The sequence below is a fragment of the Marinifilum sp. D737 genome (genome assembly GCF_026672275.1).
Classification (GTDB): domain Bacteria; phylum Bacteroidota; class Bacteroidia; order Bacteroidales; family Marinifilaceae; genus Marinifilum.
Genome location: NZ_JANQCD010000101.1, coordinates 1 through 539, shown reverse-complemented (window position 1 = coordinate 539; position 539 = coordinate 1). Strand labels below are relative to the sequence as shown.

Here is a 539-nt window from a genome sequence, read left to right as displayed (position 1 = left end):
TAGGGGAAGAAGGAATTGTAAAAGTTTCAGAACATCCCTGGTATTAAGATTTAAATAGAAATGAAGTTAGATAGAAGGAAATTTATAGGTAGTGGTGGATTGCTTGCAGGAGGAGCATGTTTGCTTCCTTTGTTTGGTGCATGTAATACTGGAAAGGAAGGAGCTAAATCCAATTATACCGGTTCTGGTTTAAAATTAAGCTTCGAGCCATATGACTTACAGTTAAAGCATGTATTTACTATCGCATCATTTTCCAGAACTACTACACCAGTAATGTTGGTGAAGATCGAATGGGGAGGATTTGTTGGCTATGGTGAAGCTTCAATGCCTCCTTACCTGGGTGAATCTCATAAGACAGCTACAAAGTTTTTAAGTAATTTAAAACTTGATCAATTTACCGACCCATTTCGTTTGAATGAGATTCTGTCATATGTTGATGGAGTTGCAGAAGGTAATTGCGCAGCTAAAGCTTCTGTGGATATCGCTTTGCACGATCTGGTTGGAAAGATATTGGATAAACCTTGGTTTAAGATTTGGGG

General features: G+C 38.0%; 1 pseudogene. It reads left to right on the top strand.

Annotated features, from left to right (window positions below):
• Positions 1-60 precede the first annotated feature (60 nt).
• Positions 61-539, top strand: a pseudogene (locus NQ163_RS20610) (dipeptide epimerase); the annotation flags it as partial.